Source organism: Xanthomonas cassavae CFBP 4642 (assembly GCF_000454545.1).
In the GTDB taxonomy this organism is placed as follows: Bacteria; Pseudomonadota; Gammaproteobacteria; order Xanthomonadales; family Xanthomonadaceae; genus Xanthomonas; species Xanthomonas cassavae.
The window spans coordinates 3,662,680-3,677,101 of sequence record NZ_CM002139.1; the positions used below are offsets into that span (position 1 = coordinate 3,662,680).

Annotated in this window: 15 protein-coding genes and 2 pseudogenes; 10 read left to right on the forward strand and 7 right to left on the reverse strand. The window is 62.6% G+C overall.

Annotated features, from left to right (window positions below; genetic code table 11):
* Nucleotides 1-20: 20 nt before the first annotated feature.
* The 4 genes from thiS (at nt 21) to XCSCFBP4642_RS0116175 (ending at nt 4,322) form a co-directional block, all read left to right on the forward strand.
* Nucleotides 21-221, forward strand: coding sequence for a sulfur carrier protein ThiS (gene thiS, locus XCSCFBP4642_RS0116155; protein ID WP_029220702.1), 201 nt, complete (start codon nt 21-23; stop codon nt 219-221).
* A 359-nt stretch (nt 222-580) separates the two neighbouring features.
* Nucleotides 581-1,375, forward strand: a complete 795-nt coding sequence (locus tag XCSCFBP4642_RS0116165; RefSeq protein WP_029220704.1) for a thiazole synthase — start codon at nt 581-583, stop codon at nt 1,373-1,375.
* A gap of 250 nt (nt 1,376-1,625) precedes the next feature.
* Nucleotides 1,626-2,384, forward strand: coding sequence for a tRNA (guanosine(46)-N7)-methyltransferase TrmB (gene trmB, locus XCSCFBP4642_RS0116170; protein WP_029220705.1), 759 nt, complete (start codon nt 1,626-1,628; stop codon nt 2,382-2,384).
* 75 nt (nt 2,385-2,459) lie between these two features.
* Complete coding sequence (locus tag XCSCFBP4642_RS0116175) at nt 2,460-4,322, forward strand: SLC13 family permease (RefSeq protein WP_029220706.1); 1,863 nt, start codon at nt 2,460-2,462, stop codon at nt 4,320-4,322.
* A gap of 111 nt (nt 4,323-4,433) precedes the next feature.
* Here the strand turns inward: XCSCFBP4642_RS0116175 and XCSCFBP4642_RS0116180 are convergent, their stop codons facing one another.
* The gene (locus XCSCFBP4642_RS0116180) at nt 4,434-4,775 is read right to left on the reverse strand and encodes a Rieske (2Fe-2S) protein (RefSeq protein WP_029220707.1); all 342 of its coding nucleotides are present in this window, start codon (nt 4,773-4,775) and stop codon (nt 4,434-4,436) included.
* Between the two features lie 251 nt (nt 4,776-5,026).
* On the opposite strand from XCSCFBP4642_RS0116180, the gene XCSCFBP4642_RS0116185 reads away from it, so the two are divergent.
* The 5 genes from XCSCFBP4642_RS0116185 to XCSCFBP4642_RS0116205 all read left to right on the forward strand — a co-directional run bounded on the left by XCSCFBP4642_RS0116185 (nt 5,027) and on the right by XCSCFBP4642_RS0116205 (nt 9,372).
* Nucleotides 5,027-5,302 (forward strand): hypothetical protein, encoded by a 276-nt coding sequence (locus XCSCFBP4642_RS0116185; RefSeq protein ID WP_029220708.1) that lies wholly within the window; start codon nt 5,027-5,029, stop codon nt 5,300-5,302.
* 225 nt (nt 5,303-5,527) lie between these two features.
* Entirely contained in the window at nt 5,528-6,241 is a 714-nt protein-coding gene (locus tag XCSCFBP4642_RS0116190; protein WP_029220709.1) for a fumarylacetoacetate hydrolase family protein, read from the forward strand.
* Between the two features lie 62 nt (nt 6,242-6,303).
* Nucleotides 6,304-6,735 (forward strand): large-conductance mechanosensitive channel protein MscL, encoded by a 432-nt coding sequence (mscL, locus tag XCSCFBP4642_RS0116195; RefSeq protein WP_029220710.1) that lies wholly within the window; start codon nt 6,304-6,306, stop codon nt 6,733-6,735.
* Nucleotides 6,736-6,846: 111 nt separating this feature from the next.
* The gene (locus XCSCFBP4642_RS0116200) at nt 6,847-8,265 is read left to right on the forward strand and encodes a M28 family peptidase (protein ID WP_029220711.1); all 1,419 of its coding nucleotides are present in this window, start codon (nt 6,847-6,849) and stop codon (nt 8,263-8,265) included.
* Between the two features lie 51 nt (nt 8,266-8,316).
* Nucleotides 8,317-9,372, forward strand: a complete 1,056-nt coding sequence (locus XCSCFBP4642_RS0116205) for a LacI family DNA-binding transcriptional regulator (protein WP_029220712.1) — start codon at nt 8,317-8,319, stop codon at nt 9,370-9,372.
* Nucleotides 9,373-9,431: 59 nt separating this feature from the next.
* Here the strand turns inward: XCSCFBP4642_RS0116205 and XCSCFBP4642_RS25065 are convergent, their stop codons facing one another.
* The 6 genes and pseudogenes from XCSCFBP4642_RS25065 to XCSCFBP4642_RS0116220 form a co-directional block, all read right to left on the reverse strand.
* Nucleotides 9,432-10,283: a CDP-diacylglycerol diphosphatase gene (locus tag XCSCFBP4642_RS25065; protein ID WP_228325809.1), complete on the reverse strand. Its 852-nt coding sequence runs from the start codon at nt 10,281-10,283 to the stop codon at nt 9,432-9,434.
* A 114-nt stretch (nt 10,284-10,397) separates the two neighbouring features.
* Entirely contained in the window at nt 10,398-10,790 is a 393-nt protein-coding gene (locus XCSCFBP4642_RS27315; protein WP_152527285.1) for a YadA family autotransporter adhesin, read from the reverse strand.
* 18 nt (nt 10,791-10,808) lie between these two features.
* A pseudogene (locus XCSCFBP4642_RS30815) lies at nt 10,809-11,150 on the reverse strand (hypothetical protein); the annotation flags it as partial.
* Nucleotides 11,151-11,331: 181 nt separating this feature from the next.
* Nucleotides 11,332-11,967, reverse strand: a complete 636-nt coding sequence (locus XCSCFBP4642_RS0116215; RefSeq protein WP_029220714.1) for a hypothetical protein — start codon at nt 11,965-11,967, stop codon at nt 11,332-11,334.
* On the reverse strand, nt 11,921-12,505 hold the full coding sequence (locus tag XCSCFBP4642_RS27320) for a hypothetical protein (protein WP_084624846.1): 585 nt from the start codon (nt 12,503-12,505) through the stop codon (nt 11,921-11,923). The genes XCSCFBP4642_RS0116215 and XCSCFBP4642_RS27320 overlap by 47 nt, the downstream gene beginning before the upstream one ends.
* 298 nt (nt 12,506-12,803) lie before the next feature.
* Nucleotides 12,804-13,091 (reverse strand): annotated as a pseudogene (locus tag XCSCFBP4642_RS0116220) (transposase); the annotation flags it as partial.
* A 188-nt stretch (nt 13,092-13,279) separates the two neighbouring features.
* Between XCSCFBP4642_RS0116220 and XCSCFBP4642_RS0116225 the strand changes: the two are divergent.
* On the forward strand, nt 13,280-14,296 hold the full coding sequence (locus tag XCSCFBP4642_RS0116225; protein ID WP_029218148.1) for an IS30 family transposase: 1,017 nt from the start codon (nt 13,280-13,282) through the stop codon (nt 14,294-14,296).
* The last annotated feature ends 126 nt before the right edge of the window (nt 14,297-14,422 follow it).

Below are 14,422 nucleotides of genomic sequence, written 5' to 3' on the forward strand. Positions count from 1 at the left end.
CGCGATGCGACAATGATGACATGAACATTCAACTCAACGGCAGCCTGCGTACGCTGCCCGACAACCTACCGTTGGCCGCATTGCTGGACCAGGAAGGCCTGGCACACCGCCGCGTGGCGGTGGAGGTCAACGGCGAAATCGTGTCGCGCGGGCGGCATGCCGAGCACGCACTGCACGAGGGCGATGTGGTGGAGATCGTGCACGCCTTGGGCGGCGGCTGACCTGTCAGGTCAGGCTCGCTACCGGTGCCACTTTTCACGCTCACTGGCCGCTACGAGCTCGACTGGTTCTCAACCCAGCTCACCGCGCCAAACGCACACGCAGGCGTGAGGCAGTTTTTCGACAGGGCGTACCTGTCGATTCGCGAGGGCGCCCTCGGGGCACTGGCGCCCGATGTCGGAGCCGCGGACCTCGTGCTTTTTATTCCATTGGAGGGGCTCACCAACGTCTGGGCAGCACAGCGGGGCGCGGCGGCAACTACGTCGACGTCGTGTGTTCCAGGACCTTCGGTGACGATTGAGCCTGACCACGCACTCGCGCGGCAGCAACGCACCCGCGCGTGATGGGTGATAATTGCGCCATGACCACTCCCGCCCCCTCCGATGCGTTGCTGATCGCCGGCAAACGCTACCGTTCGCGCCTGCTGACCGGCACCGGCAAGTTCAAGGATCTGGACGAAACCCGTCTGGCCACCGAGGCCGCTGCCGCCGAGCTCGTGACCGTGGCAATCCGCCGCGTGAACATCGGCCAGGACCCCAACGCGCCCAGCCTGCTCGATGTGCTGCCGCCGGATCGCTACACGCTGCTGCCCAACACTGCCGGCTGCTACACCGCCGAAGATGCGGTGCGCACCTGCCGCCTGGCGCGCGAGCTGCTGGATGGCCATAACCTCACCAAGCTCGAAGTGCTCGGCGACGAGAAGACGCTATACCCGGACGTGGTGCAGACGCTCAAGGCGGCCGAGCAGCTGGTGGTCGATGGTTTCGAGGTGATGGTCTATACCTCCGACGACCCGATCCTGGCCAAGCGGCTGGAAGAGATCGGCTGCGTGGCGGTGATGCCGCTGGCCGCGCCGATCGGCTCGGGCCTGGGCATCCAGAACAAGTACAACCTGCTGGAAATCATCGAAAACGCCAAGGTGCCGATCATCGTCGATGCCGGCGTGGGCACCGCCTCCGATGCGGCGATTGCGATGGAGCTGGGCTGCGACGGCGTGTTGATGAACACCGCCATTGCCGGCGCACGCGATCCGATCCTGATGGCCAGCGCGATGCGCAAGGCGATCGAAGCCGGCCGCGAAGCGTTCCTGGCCGGGCGGATTCCGCGCAAGCGCTATGCCTCGGCATCGAGCCCGGTGGATGGCGTGATTGGATGAGTGGGTGGTCTGCGTTGACATTGCGGCCGAGGCGCAATGATTGGCAGTGCGGCGTGCCGGATATGACCGTTGCCAGATCGCGCGTTGCTGCGAGTGCCCCCTCACGCCGTACCCTCACCCCAACCCCCGCTCCGCGCCCCGGCCCGCGCCTGCATCGCGGGCGCTCCCAGGCCCGCGCACCCATGGCGCGCAAACTGTGCCTCCTCGCCCCGGTGGGAGAGGGGCTTTCGTTTCGCCGATGACTTAATCCATGACTGATCCTTTCACCAGCGACGGCGCCAAGATGCCGCCCAAACCCTTCACCATCGAAACGGGGCGCCGCCAGGTGCGCAGCTTCGTGTTGCGCCAGGGCCGTTTCACTCCCGCGCAGCAGCGCGCCTTCGACGAACTGTGGCCGCGGTTCGGGCTGGACTATGCCGGCGCGCCGCGCGATCTGGATGCCGCATTCGGGCGCGACGCGCCCAAGGTGCTGGAGATCGGTTTCGGCAATGGCGCCGCCTTGCGCTTTGCCGCCCAGCACGATCCCAGCCGCGATTACATCGGCATCGAGGTACATGCGCCCGGCGTGGGCCGCCTGCTCAACGCGCTGGACGAAGACGGCAGCACGCATGTACGCCTGTATCACCATGACGCGGTGGAAGTGCTGGAACATGAGATTGCCGATGGTGCCCTGGATGAAGTGCGCATCTACTTTCCCGACCCGTGGCACAAGAAGCGCCACAACAAGCGCCGCCTGATCCAGCCGGCGTTTGCGCAGTTGCTGGTGCGCAAGCTGCGCGATGGTGGCCGCCTGCATGCCGCTACCGACTGGGCCGACTACGCCGAACAGATGTGGGACGTGCTCGACGCCACCGACGGCCTGGTCAACCGCGCCGGCCCGCGCGGCCAGGTCGAACGCCCCGCCTGGCGCCCGCAGACCCACTTCGAAACCCGCGGCCAGAAGCTTGGGCACGGTGTGTGGGATCTGGTTTATGACCGGGAGTCGGGAATCGAGATTGGGGATTCGTAACGGCGCCGTCCCGCACACTCGACGCCGCAGCAGCTCAACCAATCCCCACTCCCGAATCACGAATCCCGGCCCCCAATGGACACCGCGCTGACGCTGACCAACGACATGAAGCTCGTCCTCGGGCTGGTCGGTTTCACGATGGCGATGTTTTTGTTCGAGCGCATCCGTGCCGATGTGGTGGCGTTGATCGTGCTGGTGGTGCTCGGCGTCACCGGGCTGGTGGCGCCGGAAGAACTGTTCGGCGGTTTTTCCGGTAATGCGGTGATGAGCATCATCGCCACCACCATCCTTGGCGCGGGGCTGGAGCGCACCGGCGCGTTGAACCGGTTGGCCAGCTGGCTGTTGCGGCGGTCGCACGGCAGCGAGCAGCGCCTGATGATGATGACGCTGGCCATCTCCGGCTTGAACTCATCGTTCATGCAGAACCCGTCGGTGATGGCCTTGTACCTGCCGGTCGCCTCGCGGCTGGCCGCGCGCACCGGGCTCACCCTGCAGCGCATGTTGTTGCCGATCGCCGCGGCCATCGTGATGGGCGGTGCGCTCACCATGGTGGGCAATTCGCCGTTGATCCTGCTCAACGACCTGCTGGTGTCGGCCAACAACAACCTTCCCTCGGGCATGGCCAGCATCGAGCCGTTGACGATGTTCGCGCCGCTGCCGATCGGCGTGGCCTTGCTGATCGCCGCACTGCTGTACTTCCGCTTCTACGGCGACCGCAAGCTGATCGAAGAAGAGCGCCTGATCAACGAAGGGGTCACCCCCTCGCGCACCGAAAGCTATTTCGCCAAGACCTATGGCATCGATGGCGATGTGTTCGAGCTCACCGTGACCGCCGAAAGCCCGCTGGTCGGCATGACCCTGGGCGAAGCCGAGGCCATTCACGACGCCCCGCTGCTGCTGGCGCTGAAAACCGGCAACGACACCCGGCTTGCGCCGCCAGCGGACATGCGCATCTGGGTCGGCAGTGTGCTGGGTGCGATGGGCCAGCGGCAGGAGGTCGCCGACTTTGCGCAGAACCATTTCCTGCGCATGTCCTCGCGGCTACGCAACCTGGGCGACCTGTTCAACCCCAGCCTTGCAGGCATTTCCGAAGCGGTGATCCCGCCCAACTCGCGGTTGATCGGCAAGAGCGCCGGCGAGCTGCGGCTGCGCAAGCAGGCCGGCATCAGCCTGCTTGCCATCAATCGCGACAAGCAGGTGATCCGCGAGGACGTGCGCAGCGTGCCCTTGCGCGCCGGCGACATGCTGGTGTTCCACAGCATCTGGCAGGATCTGGCGCAGGCAGCGGAAAGCCGCGATTTCGTGCCGGTCACCGACTTCCCGAAAGGCGAGCAGCGCCCGCACAAGTTCAAGATCGCCATGGCGATCTTCGCTTTCACCATCCTGATTGCGCTGACCTCGCGCCTGCCGGTGGCGCTGACGCTGATGACCGGCGTGGCCTGCATGCTGGTCAGCGGCGTGCTGCGCATGGACGAGGCCTACGCCTCGATCAACTGGAAGACCATCTTCATGATGGCCGGGCTGATTCCGCTGGGCTGGGCAATGGACAGCAGTGGCACCGCGGCCTGGGTCGCAGGCCACACCATCGACCGCCTGCCCGAAGGCGTCCCGGTGTGGGCGCTGGAAATCAGCCTGGCACTGCTGACCACGGCATTTTCCTTGGTGATCAGCCACGTCGGCGCGACCATCGTGATGGTGCCGATTGCGGTCAACCTGGCATTGGCGGCCAACGGCAATCCCACTGCGTTTGCGCTGATCGTGGCGTTGTCGGCCTCCAACAACCTGATGACCGCCTCCAACCCGGTGATCTCGATGGTGGCCGGCCCGGCCAACTATCAACCGCGCGAACTGTGGCGCGTGGGCGCGCCGCTGTCGCTGATCTACATCGTGGTGATGGTGTCGGTGATCAACCTGATGTTCTGGTGGGCCGCACGCTGAGCGCAGGCGCGGTGAGGCCTGAGGTTGCGCGGCGTATCGATCAAGCCATCAAGGTCGACGCGGAATAGACGGCAGCGGCTGTGTGCTGCGCTGCCGCGCTATCGACCGCAGTTATCCCAACACCACCTGTTGGCCATCGACGCGTACCGGCACCGCCACCAGCGATTGGCCGCGACATGGGCCACTGATGCATTCGCCGGCGGTCAGTTCGAAGGCAGCGCCATGTGCGGCGCAGACCAGATGCCCCTCCTTGGTCTTGAGGAACTGCCCTGGCGCCCAGTCCAGCCGCCTGCCGGCATGCGGGCAGACATTCAACCAGGCACGGACCTGCGCACCCTCGCGGTACAGCACCAGCGATTCGCAGGCCTCCTCCCAGGTCGCTTCCACCTCCAGGAATCCGGCATCGGGAATCTGCGCCAGGCTGGCAAGCGTGGTGGGTAAGGACGAGGACATGGGCCAAGGCGGAGTCGGGAACGGGCCGCCGATTGTGGCATGCGCGCCCTGCCACGCCTGCGCGATGCGGCTGGCGTATGTGTGCCACCGCAGGGTGTGGCTATGGAAACAGGCGCCTACGGCAGTCTTCGGTCAGCACACGCGGCGTGATGCGCTTAACACGACGCGCATGGAATTAACGAACTTTTCACTCAATGACATGAAACCGCAACGATACTGCGCGCTTGTTTCCTGCCCGGCAGCCCATCGCCATGCCTGCACGCATCTTCCAATTCGGCAATCTCCATCACCTGTTTGCGCCACGCAAGCCGCGCCATCCGTTGGTGCGCGTTGCAGCGGGCCTCGCAGGCCTGGCCATTCTGGCGGTGCTGATCGTCTTCAGCGTGTTCGTTGGCGCGGCGATGATCCTGGGCGGCATCGCCTGGAAGCTGTTGAGCAAGTCGAACCGACGTCCGTCGCCGCAGACGCGGGTGGTCGAGGCCGAGTACCGCGTGGTGCGCAAGCCCGCGCTGCCGATGTCGCACTGAGCACCTGCACTGCCGCTGCATCCTGGCGGCGCCCTGCGCCCGGCTCCACACCTGCACAGCACCCATCGGCATGTGGTCGCACATGCCGATCTGCGTTTGGGCGCCTGTCTGACCATCCGGCGGCGCGCAACCGGCTGATGAGACCTCTGGCGCTTCAGCAGCGAAGGTTCCGTCGTACACCGCGTAGCGGCTAGACTCACGCGTCCCCTGTTCGAGGATGCGTGCATGACCCACGATGTGATTCCCGCCACCGGCGTTCCGCGCATTCCGGTGGTTGGCGGCGGTACGTTTCCGGTGCACCGCATCTATTGTGTCGGTCGCAACTTTGCCGACCATGCCCGCGAGATGGGCGCCAGCGCGCCGGCTTCCAAGGCCGAACGTGGGCAGCCGACCTTCTTCATGAAGCCCGCAGACGCCATCGTGGTCGGTCATGGCGACCACATCCCCTACCCACCCGCTACCAACGAGTTGCATCACGAAGTGGAGCTGGTGGTAGCGTTGGGCAGCGATGCGCCGGCCGGTGAGTTGCCGGTGGAGCAGGCCGAAGGCCTGATCTATGGCTACGGCGTCGGCCTGGACCTGACCCGTCGCGACCTGCAGTCCGCCGCCAAGGCCAAGGGGCTGCCGTGGGATATCGCCAAGGGGTTCGATCATTCCGCCCCGATCAGCGAGCTGGTGCACGCCGGCGAAGTGGGCGCGCTGGAGGCGTTGAACCTGTCGCTGGAAGTCAACGGACAGGTGCGTCAGCAATCGCTGCTGGATCAGATGATCTGGAACGTGCCGGAAATCCTGCACGAGCTGTCCAAACTCTACGCATTGCGCGCGGGCGATCTGATCTTCATGGGCACGCCGGCCGGCGTCGGGCCGTTGCTGCCGGGCGATCAGTTCAGTGCGCGCCTGGAAAACGTAGCCGAACGCCACGGCATCATCGCCGGCTGACATTCGCCGGGCTACGCTCGGCATAGCGGCAGTGGGTCCGCAAACCGCATTTGGAGAGCACTATGGGAATGGTCAGCGAGTTCAAGCAATTCGCGATGCGTGGCAACGTCATCGATCTTGCGGTCGGTGTGGTCATCGGCGCGGCATTCGGCAAGATCGTCACCGCGCTGGTGGAAAAGATCATCATGCCGCCGATCGGCTGGGCAGTCGGAAACGTGGATTTCTCGCGGCTGGCATGGGTACTCAAACCGGCCGGCATCGATGCCACCGGCAAGGAAATTCCGGCCGTGGCGATCGGCTATGGCGATTTCATCAACACCGTGGTGCAGTTTGTGATCATTGCCTTCGCCATCTTCCTGGTGGTCAAGTTGATCAACCGCGTGACCCATCGCAAGCCGGATGCGCCGAAGGGCCCGAGCGAAGAAGTGCTGTTGCTGCGCGAGATCCGCGACTCGCTCAAGAACGACACGCTCAAGCCGCCGACCACGCCCTGACCGGGCCCATCCGTTGCCCGCTTCGCGCAAAAAGGATGACCCTTCGCACGCAGACGGGGGACCTTGCACTGATAAGCTCGGGGTTCCCTTTGCCGTCTGGAGCCGCCCTGCATGCGTCGCCTCGCTGTTGCCATCTCCGCCCTGCTCGCCTGCTCGTCCGCCTGTGCCGCACAGACCACCATTCCCGACAGCGCGCTGCGCACCGCCGCGCACCTGCGCGAGCAGGCGCTGGCCGACAGCACCGGTTTTGCGGTGGTGGAATCGCTGACCACCGAAGTGGGCCCGCGCATTGCCGGCGGGGAAGCCGATCCGCGTGCCGTGGCCTGGGCAACAGCCAAGTTCCAGTCACTGGGCTTTGACAAGGTGTGGACCGAGCCGGTGACCTTTCCCAAGTGGGAACGCCGCAACGAGCGCGCCGCCGTGCTTGGCGCGCATGCGCAACCGCTGACCATCACCGCACTGGGCGGCAGCCCGGGCGGTACCGTCGAAGGCGAGGTGGTGCGCTTCGAAAACCTGGCCGCACTGCAGGCCGCACCGGCCGGCTCGCTGGCCGGCAAGATCGCGTTCGTCGATTACCAGATGACCAAGGCGCGCGACGGCAAGGATTACGGCAACGGCGGCGCGGTGCGCAGCAAGGGGCCGTCGGAAGCGATCCGCAAGGGCGCGATCGGCTTTGTGATGCGCTCGGCCGGCACCGATTCGCATCGCGTGCCGCATACCGGCATCACCCGGTTCGATGAAGGGCTTACCCCGGTGCCGGCGGCGGCCTTGTCGGTGCCCGATGCCAACCAGCTGGCCCGCCTTGCTGCCCGGGGTGCAACGCGCATCCGTCTGGCACTGGATTGCGGCTGGGACGGTACTGCGACCTCCTACAACGTGATTGGCGAGATCACCGGGCGCAGCAAGCCCAAGGAAGTGGTGGTGATCGGCGGGCACCTGGACTCGTGGGATCTGGGCACCGGCGCGATCGACGACGGCGCCGGCGTGGCGATCACCATGGCCGCCGGCCACCTGATCGGGCAACTCAAGCAGGCGCCCAAGCGCAGCATCCGCGTGGTGGCCTTCGCCAACGAGGAGCAAGGTCTGTACGGCGGCAAGGCGTATGCCGCGGTGCACGGCAAGGACGCCAAGGACATGGCGCTGCATCAGATCGGCGCGGAGAGCGACTTCGGCGCCGGGCGCATCTACGCGTTCAACACCGGCTCCGCGGCGCCGGACGACTCGCGCGCGGCGACCAGGCAGATTGCCGAGGTGTTGGCCCCGCTGGGCATCGAGTACGCACCGAGCAAGGGCGGCCCCGGCCCAGATGTCGGGCCGATTTCCGCCAAGGGTGGCGCCTGGGCGTGGCTGGCGCAGGATGGCACTGACTATTTCGACCTGCACCACACCGCCGACGACACGCTGGACAAGATCGACCCGAAGGCGCTCGCGCAAAACGTGGCCGCCTACACCGTGTTCGCGTATCTGGCTGCCGAAGCCGATGGCGATTTCGGCAGCCGCGCCAGCGCCGTGCAGCCGCCGAACGAGTAAGCTGGCACCGCGTCGTACGCTTGCGCTTCTACTCCAGGACGAGCACACACGATGGTGGCCAAGCGGCAACGCAGTGCGAACAATGCGGCGACCTTGCTGGACGTTGCCAAACACGCCGGTGTATCGCCGATGACCGCATCGCGCGTCATCAACCGGCACCCGCATGTCGGCCACGACATGCGGGCACGGGTGGAAGCATCGGTGCAGGCGTTGGGCTACCGGCCCAATCTGGCCGGCCGCTCATTACGTACCAGCGGCCTGCTACGGATCGGCGTGCTGTACAGCAACCCGAGCGCGGCCTATCTCAATCAATTCATGCTGGGGCTGCTCGAACAGAGCAGCCTCAATGGCAGCCAGGTACTGGTGGAAAAATGCGGCGCCATCCGCAGCCAGCGCGCCGCCACCGAACGTCTGCTGGCGGCAGGCGTGGACGGCGTGATCCTGCCGCCGCCACTGTGCGATTCGCGTCAGACCATCGCCGAACTGGACGCACGCGGGATTCCGGTGGTGGCCGTGGCCAGCGGCGCGCCGATGGCGCAGATCAGCTCGGTGCGCATCGACGATTACCAGGCCGCACGCGCCATCGTCGATCTCTTGATCGAACTCGGTCATCGCCGGATTGCGCTGATCAAGGGCGATCCGAAACATACCCCAAGCGCACTGCGCGCCAACGGCTATGCCGACAGCCTGCAAGCCGCCGGGCTAGCGCTTGCCGACGACCTGATCGCCGATGGACTGTTCACCTATCGCTCCGGCCTGCTGGCCGCACGCAGCCTGCTCGCCCGTTCGCAGCCGCCGACCGCGATCTTCTGCAGCAACGACGATATGGCCGCCGCCGCGGTCGCCGTTGCGCACGGATTGGGATTACGCGTGCCCGAGGACGTCTCGGTGGCCGGGTTCGACGATACGCCGGTGGCCACCACCATCTGGCCCGAACTCACCACCGTGCATCAACCGGTGGCCGCAATGGGGCGGGCGGCTGTGTCGTTGCTTGCAGACGCCATTCGCCAACGGCGCAAGGGTGATGCTGCCCAAGGCGTGCACCAGATCATGAAATACACCGTAGTCAAACGTGGTTCGACGGCTGCGCCGCTGCCGGAAGCATGAAGGCCTGACAGGGAATATGCCCCGTCGTCCAGACAACATGAAAGCTTGGAAATACTTCCTTAGGACGGGGGCAGGTGCTGCCGACGCGCCAGATGAACATTTTGAGCAGTCTTCAACAGCTTCGAAGCTGAGCGCCGAGGGGGCGGTTCCTGTGTGGGGAACGTGACACAGCTGAAATCTTGCATTTCGCTGGCCGCTCCACTGCTTGCATCCGGACCAAACAGAACACGCGGCAGCACAGCCACCACGAAACGACCATCCTGCAGCTTGGCAAGCGCAACTCCGCTGTGATTCAGCCCACCGGTCCCAACCGGCGCCTCATGCGAGATCTGCTGCAACACATTTCCGGCAGCAAACTCTTCGGCGCTTACCGCACGCAACCAGTAGCCATGCCCCAACATCCGATACTCGATCCAGCGATCGCTGCGCAGCGCCAACCCCAACGTATGCAACACATTCCGGACCTCCGGACGTAGGCAGGCCAGGTGCAGATGCAGTTGATCCTGCGTACCCCACCCATACGCATCGAATGTCAACGCGACGGCAGTGTCGGGAATCGTCTTTCCCGACTCCTTTGACAACAAATCACGCGCCTGCCATGCGAACTTGAAGTAATCAGGATTATTCGATGCATTCAGCCATGGCGCATTCGAACCCAATGTTCTTGTAAGCGGCACAAATAGCAAATGAAGCGGGCCAGCTGGGGATCGCAATACCACGTAATCGCGCTCAGGATTCACCACCAGGCATGGCGCCGGATTATTGCCGTGCAAAAACCCCGGCACGCACTGCTCACTGATGGTCCGCCACAATGTTCCGATCTTTGTCAGATAGACCATCGTTCCGAAAATACACAGCAGTATCGCAACCAACGCAACGCCTGCCCACCATTCCAGTGGTTGTCGCACCATCTTTACCATAGTTCCTGCTACCAAATCTTACGAAGAAGCAGGCACCGCGAACGGTGCCTGCCCGGCCCTTCTTGACAACAGCGGCAACGCGCTATCGCCTGCAGCTCACCCTACTCACCAAACAATACCCGCGCCGACCGCGACACCTGCATCGCCGCTAGTATTGGTGCTTGCATTGATATTGAGCAGGTAACGACCGCTCTCACTGATCTTCGAAACACCTAGCGCTATCGCCTGCTCGCCTCGAAAAGAACTCAGTGCAAACCCTGCAGCGTTCTGACCAGGCTGATATGCCCGGGGTAAGGTCGCCATTGCCATCGCCGCCGCTACGCCACCGCTGGCATGTCGGTCTGCCCGATCGACGCGCGCATCGATATAGCCGCGCGACCAGTCTTGTGCGTCGCTGACTTCCTGCTTCAACTGACCGAGGTTAACTGCATCCGTGCTCTGGGTTCCGGCGGCGACATTGGTGATCTGGCGTGCCCCGCTAGCCGAACCAACTGACACCGTGTTTTCCCTGTCGGCAACGGAACCAGCGCCAAGCGCCACACTATTGTCAGCACTGGCATTGGAACCCGCCCCGATTGCGGTGGTGTTGGCGCCGGAAGCGATAGCACCGGCACCGCTAGCAGTGGAGCTATCGCCAGAAGCGACGCTCGATTCGCCATAGACTGACGCCTTGTCTCCCGTTGCCTGGGCACCACTACCCGATGCAGTGGACTGGTCGCCGGAAGCGATAGTATTTTCACCAATAGCGGTAGCATCTGCGCCACTAGCGTTACTATTATCGCCGTAAGCCGCAGCACCAGCGCCATCCGCACTAGCGCCTTGTCCCGATACACTGCGTCCACCACCGCCGATAGATATTCCTGATTAGCCCTGACCATCAGCCGCCTGTCGCAGGATCTGCGCCGCGCTGGGTGGATGCTGCTGTCACCTGAAGCCAACGAGGTGGCGTGATGAGTATCAATGCCGTNCATGGAAGGACGGCTGATCGTAGATCCAAGTGCGTCATGAGCCGGATCGGCCAGTTCGCTGGCCGTTGCGACTACTTGATCAGCGTTGCCCTAGCCAACCCGTCCTGCATGGCCAGCAGGGACTCGTTGGTTTCGCTCAGCTGTTGGTTGATGGCAAAGAGTTGTGCACCGTTGATGGCATCTGTGGAGGAAGCTGATACAGCACCGGCGCTGAGATTGCTCAATCGTTGCGTGCTTCCAGGGTCTGCAACCGACCCACCCGACTCCGTCAGTACCAGTGTGTTGGATGCCTCCGCCCTCTGAACGACGCCACTACCCCCACTTGTGACAGATCCAGATAAATCTGTAAGTTTATTGTCCAACGCAGTAAAAGCCGAACCGACATCGTTGTAGACGTTCTTCTGGATCGTATAGGACGGCGCGATGTTGCTTGCGATGTTTGCCCCGCCACCCAGGTAGCTGTTGACACTCTGCTGCTGGATATACAGCTGCCCACCAGTGATCGCATCGGTCGAGCCGGAGCCCACGCTGCCTGCCGCAAGGTTGGACAGCTTCTGCGCCGCTCCCGGGCTGGCCGCCGAACCGGACGAGGACGTCAACACCAACGCATCTTCAGCCGTCGTGCTATTACCACGCTGCACGACACCCGTGGTGCCGTTACTAAACTTTTGTGATTTCACTGATGGCACCGTAAAGTTGCGATCCATTTACTGCATCAGTTGAATTCGCAATAATTCTTCCTGCAGCAATATTCTGAATCTCACGTTCGCTTCCCGATGCGCCCACGCTCACCGCACTCAACGGGCTTGCACCAGCGAAACTATAAGTATTTCCAGCGATCGTCAAAGCTGATACCGTGGTAACTGTGGATGTTACAGACTCATTTCCTAGCGCAACGTCGCCGGCGTTTAAATCCGAACTAGCCCAACCCACGGCAACCGACCTAGCGGCTGATGATCTCGCACCGTAGCCGACTGCAACTGAGCTAGCGCCCGACGCCGATGTAGCATCAGCGCTGTTGACGTCACCACCTATCGCAATTGACCCGCCACCGCCGGTTACAGCATTGTGGCCGATTGCAATATAATTTCCGCCGACATTATACGCCTGCGCCGCGACATTACCCGAATACAAAAAAGCACACGAGATAGGTAGAAGCATCATTGATTTGCAAGCGCAATTGATTGCGATCACCCATGGTTTGAGATTGCGATTCCTGATCAAATTTACTGTAGAACGATCCATAGCAACCACACCTTATATCTATAAAGGCCCCATAATTCAGGTTGGCAATAAGGGCAATATCCAACCGCAGCGAAATTTCACCACTCGAGGCGATCTCAATAACCAATCTCCGCACCCAGCCACAGCCCAATCTCGTGACCCTGAATGAGCAAGCAGACTTCGACCGGCAAGCCAAGAACAAAGCAATCCGCCAAGATGGCACTCTTGTGACTTGAGCCAGACCACTATTGGTGATTCGGTAATCATAAAGAGGCTCTCGATCGCTTCACATGGGCGTCCGCCCAAATCCCCCCCCTGAGTCCAACCCGCCGATCTTGGCAAAACGGCGCATCGACACCGTGTTGTAGAGGGCTTCTTCCGCGGATGGATCGCTCAGTGCGTACCACTGCTGCAAAAAGTGGATGCGCAGCATCGTCTCCAGCCGATACGGCTGTCGCCCCGGCTGCCCAGACTTCGGATAGTGCGGCTCGATCAGTGCCAGCAGATCCTTCCACGGCACGACCTGGTCCATCTCGGCCAAGAACGCCTCACCCCGCGTCCGCTTGCGCTTGCCGTTGTACTCCCCGTCGCCGAAGGTCAGTTGCATCGAAATTGTCCACTCGGGTCGTTGATCGATTGTGGCAGATCAGGATGGGTTGTTCAGAGTTTCCCTAGGCATGCAAGAGTCCAGTAACTCATTAGATCTACAAATCCAGGAGAACATATCAATCAAGAACGGGAAGCCTTAGACTCAACTTCCAAATGCAACACCCCGCTTTGACGTAGGGTAGCGGCATGGGCACACAGTACAGGCACCTGGGTTCCGAAGAACGCGCTTTGCTTCAAATTGAACTCGGTAATGGAATGAGCATCAACTCCATTGCAAGGCGACTCAATCGCAGTGCGTCCACCCTGTCGCGCGAGATAAGGCGACAGGGCGAACCTGTCTATGCGGCAACCAGCGCAGCCAGCAACTATCGGCTGCGCCGCAGAGCGTGCGTTCGAAGGCGCCGGCTTGTTGAAGGCAGTGCGCTCTTTCAGCAGGTGCGTGACGACTTGGTTCTGTATCGTTGGTCGCCCCAGCAAATTGCTGCCAAGCTCAAGGCCATGCATCCGGATGATCCAAGTCAACGCGTGAGTCACGAAACAATCTACGCCGCTATCTACGCGCATCCGCGTGGTGGTTTGAAGAAAGAGCTTGTGGAGGCGCTTCGTCAGCACAAGCCGACGCGAGGCTTGCGCCGTACAACCGCTGCCAAGCGCACGTGGGTGCCGGAGGAGCTGCGTATCGTCCATCGGCCTGAAGAGGTGGCGCAGCGCTTGATTCCTGGGCACTGGGAAGGCGACCTGATCAAAGGGGCTTTCAACCGCTCGTGCGTAGGCACGCTGGTGGAGCGAAAGACGCGCTTTGTGGTGCTGTGCAAGATGGATGGCTGTACTGCACAGGATGCGCTGGAGGGCTTCACGCGACAGATGAAGAAGCTGCCGCGTTTCCTACTGGGAAGCCTCACCTATGACCGCGGAACCGAGATGACGTGTTATCCAGAGCTGATGAAGCGGCTCAACATCGATCTTTGGTTCGCCGATCCACATGCGCCCTGGCAGCGCGGCAGCAATGAGAACACCAACGGCCTGCTGCGCCAGTTCATGCCAAAAGGCGCGGACTTGTCCAAGGCGAGCCAGGAGTATCTCAACAACGTCGCCGACCTGATGAACGCCCGGCCACGGCAGACGCTTGGCTGGAAGACGCCGAACCAGGCGCTGGAAGAAGAGATCGCTCAATTCAACTCACGTGTTGCACTTGCAAGTTGAGACCGCCAGCTGTGCTTCTTGAGCAATTTTTAGGCATCGGCCCATGGGGAATTCAGCAAGCCCTGATTCGCAGTGAAGATGACGTGCTTGATAATCAACGCCACTGAGCCTCCTCTCTCTCCTTAC